The sequence below is a fragment of the Deferribacterota bacterium genome, assembly GCA_034189185.1.
GTDB lineage: Bacteria > Chrysiogenota > Deferribacteres > Deferribacterales > UBA228 > UBA228.
This window is the reverse complement of record JAXHVM010000179.1, coordinates 1-3,521: the sequence shown is the minus strand read 5'-3', so window position 1 is coordinate 3,521 and position 3,521 is coordinate 1. Positions and strand designations below refer to the sequence as shown.

General features: G+C 33.1%; 1 protein-coding gene. It reads left to right on the top strand.

Features of this window, described 5'->3' with window-relative positions; genetic code table 11:
• The coding region (locus SVN78_09425; protein MDY6821825.1) for a beta-ketoacyl synthase N-terminal-like domain-containing protein at positions 1-3,521 on the top strand (3,521 nt) is incomplete at both ends.

Genomic DNA, 3,521 nt, shown 5'->3' with positions numbered 1-3,521 from the left:
TACTGGTTTATAGAGGATTATTATGACCCTGACCCATTTGCTCCTGGGAAAACCTATTGTAAAAGAGGTGCATTTATACCAGAGATTGATTTTGATCCAATAGAATTTAGCATTCCACCTGCAAATGTGGAGCATACAGATACTTCACAGCTACTAGGATTGATTGTTGCAAAAAAAGTTTTAGAGGATGCAGCAGCAGGGCAGTTTAATAAAACTGATAAGGATAAAATAAGTGTAATATTAGGTGTTGGTGGTGGTCTAGAATTGTTAGGAGAGATGACAAGTAGTCTGCAAGCTCCTGTAATTGAACGAGTCTTAAAAGAAGAAGGTTATAATAAAGAAGAGATTAAGAAATTAACAAACAAAATAAATAAATATTCAAAAGGTTGGAGAGAATCAACCTTTCCTGGGTTATTAACAAATGTTGTATCAGGAAGAATTGCAAATCGTTTTGATTTGCACGGTACAAATTGTACTGTTGATGCTGCATGTGCAAGTTCATTTGCATCGCTTCATTTAGCTGTTGATGAATTGTTGTTAGGTCAATCAGATCTTGTTATAACTGGTGGGATTGATACATTAAATAACCCTTTTATGTTTATATGTTTTAGTAAAACCCCTGCACTATCTTTTTCTAACGACTGCAGGCCTTTTTCAGATAAGGCTGATGGTATGATGTTAGGTGAGGGCTTGGGTCTTGTTGCTTTAAAAAGACTAGAAGATGCAGAAAAAGACGGAGATAAAATATATGCTGTTATAAGAGGTGTGGGTACCTCATCAGATGGAAAAGCTAAAAGTATTTATGCTCCTCACCCAGAAGGTCAGGCTATTGCATTAAGACGCTGTTATGATTCAGCTGGCTATCTACCTTCAACTGTGGATTTAGTTGAGGCTCATGGCACTGGTACAAGAGTTGGTGATATAGCTGAATTTCAATCTCTAAATACTGTATTTAAAGAATCTGGCAGAAAAGATTTGCAGTGGTGTGCACTAGGTACTGTAAAATCCCAAATTGGACACACAAAAAGTGCGGCAGCTGCTGCTGGCCTGATTAAGGCTGTTTTGGCTATTAATCATAGAGTATTACCACCAACAATTAAGGTTGATAAACCAGATCCTAAGATGGATTTTAAAAATAGTGCACTATATTTAAATACAGAGACAAGGCCTTGGGTTAGAAATCCTGATTATCCAAGAAGAGCATCTGTTAGTTCTTTTGGTTTTGGTGGTACTAATTATCATGTAACAATAGAAGAGTATACTGATAAAACAAGGACAGCTAAAAGGCTTAGATATTTTCCTTATGAGTTGTTCCTATTCAGCGGTTCAAATGATAGAAAGATTAGCGATGAATTAGAAGAGATAAAAAAATCAGAACCAAGTGAAGAGTTATTTAGATACTTAAGTAAATCAAGTCAATTAAATTTTAATCCTAATGAAAAATATAAACTAGCTATAATAGCTAAAGATTATAACGATTTAGTTAATAATATAGATTTAGCTAAAGAAAGGATTTTATCCTCAAAAGGCGAATCATTTAGTATAGATAAAAAAATACATTTTAGTAATAACGGTAAAAATGGGAAGATAGCCTTTCTTTTCCCAGGACAGGGTAGTCAGTATCTTAATATGAGTTCTGAATTATCGATGTTTTTTGATGAAACTATTAATACGTGGGATGATATAGCAAAAATAGATATGGGTGATGTACCTTTAAATAAAGTTGTCTTTCCTATACCTGTATTTACAAAGCAAGAAGAAGAAGATCAAGAAAAAAGACTAATACAAACTGAGTGGGCTCAGCCTGCTATAGCCTCAGCAAGTCTTTCTCTTTTAAGTATTTTGAAGAAAGTTGGAATTGAAGCTGATTTTGTAGGTGGTCATAGTTTGGGTGAGATTACAGCGTTATTTGATGCGGGGGTAGTTAGCTTTGAGGATGTTATAAAGATTGCAAGAAAAAGGGGCGAGTTAATGTCTGTTTCTAGTGATGAACCTGCAACTATGACTGCTGTTAAGGCACCCTATGAAAAGATAACAGATATACTAAAAGAATTAAATACTGATGTTGTTGTAGCAAATTATAATACACCTGATCAAATTGTGCTTTCAGGCAGTTTAAAATCAATTGAATTAGTTGAAGGAAAACTTAAACAATTAGATGGTATACCCTTTAAAAGACTTAATGTTTCAACTGCATTTCATTCACCTTTGATGAAAAATGCTGAGAAACCATTTTCTCAGTTTATAGATACAATTAAATTTAATAAGCCTATAAAACCTATATATTCTAATGTTACGAGTGATAAATATCCAAGTGATATAAGTCATATAAAAGAGTTAATTGTAAAACAATTGATAAGTAGTGTTAGATTTGTAGATGAAGTTAGAAAGATGTATGATGATGGAGCAAAGATTTTTATAGAAGTTGGACCAAATAGTGTTTTAACTAATTTAACTAAACAATGTCTCTCTGATAAAGATGATATTATAGTGGTAAACACCATGCATAAAAGTACAAGTGAAATAAAATCTCTTTGGAATGCTTTAGGTGTTCTCTCTGTTAATGGATTGAAAATTAAATATGAAAATTTATGGCAGGAGTATGCTGAATTAGAAGATCCTAGAAAAAAGGAAAAGCCTAAATTTACAATAAAACTTCGTGGATATAATCATGGCAGGAAATATCCACCTGAAGAAGAGATTGAGAAGAGGAAAAAATTGGGAAAGAACTATTTTAAAGATGAAGAAGATGTAAAAGATGAACAAGAAAAGGTAACCAATATTAATGAAGTAAAAAAAGCATTTAATAGATTTAATAAAAATCAAGATAAAAAAGAGAGTGAGGGGTATATGGCTAAAGATAAACAAAAAAATATTAAAGAAAACCTTAACTATCCAAAGAAACAAGATAATAATTTGAGACCAATAAGGGGTGACAGAAAGGTCTATCCATCAGTATTGCAAGCATTTATGGAGATGCAAAGACAGGCAACAATTGCATATACAACCTTTCAAAAGACAATGTCCGAAAGCCATTTAGCATTTATGAAATCGGCAGAAACCTCAACAAGATTGTTAGGACAATTAATGGGTGCAGCTGATGTTGGCAGTCAGATCAAATTACCAGAATACAAAATAGATGATGAACTAGAAAAGACTATAGATATAGATTATAAGTCTGCTCAAAATATAGAAGAGAGCAGGTTCTATGATATGCCAGAAGAGGCCCAATATGAAAGCTATGATTATGAAAAAGAAGATGAGTATGAAGATGAATATATAGAAGAAGAACCAGAAAAAGATGTTGTTGAAAAAGAAGAATTACCAGCTAAAGAAGAGCATGTGGAATCTGAAAGCGGCAAGGAAAAAAGCCAAGAACCAGCTGCTCAACCAGAAGTAGTTGAAAAATTTGGCAAAGAGGCTGCAGAAGATTTAGAGAAACTTAAAGCAATGAGCGAAGATGAATTGAAAGACTTAATTTTTGATATAGTTGTTGACAAAACTGGTTACCCTAAAGAGAT